Annotated in this window: 1 protein-coding gene; it reads right to left on the bottom strand. The window is 71.0% G+C overall.

Going from position 1 to position 207, the window contains the following annotated elements; genetic code table 11:
• A partial coding sequence (locus H928_RS25705; RefSeq protein WP_043338252.1) for a ComEC/Rec2 family competence protein occupies nucleotides 1–207 on the bottom strand: 207 nt, incomplete at both ends.

Genomic DNA, 207 nt, shown 5'->3' with positions numbered 1-207 from the left:
TATGCAGGCCCGATATCGCCATCAAATGGGCCACGCCGGTGGTGCGGAACACACGCCAGTCCTCGCGCTCAATGGCACGCTGCTCCCCGGTCACCAGCGCCACCAGCACGCCGGCAATGCGCGCCTGCTCCGCCGCTTGCGCCTGGCCCGGCGGGACAAGGCGCTGCACCATGGCATCGCGCACCGCCTGCCGCCAGCGCTGCACCA

It is taken from the genome of Comamonas sp. B-9, from assembly GCF_000410635.1.
Taxonomy (GTDB): domain Bacteria; phylum Pseudomonadota; class Gammaproteobacteria; order Burkholderiales; family Burkholderiaceae_C; genus Comamonas.
This window is presented reverse-complemented; position numbering and strand designations above follow the sequence as displayed.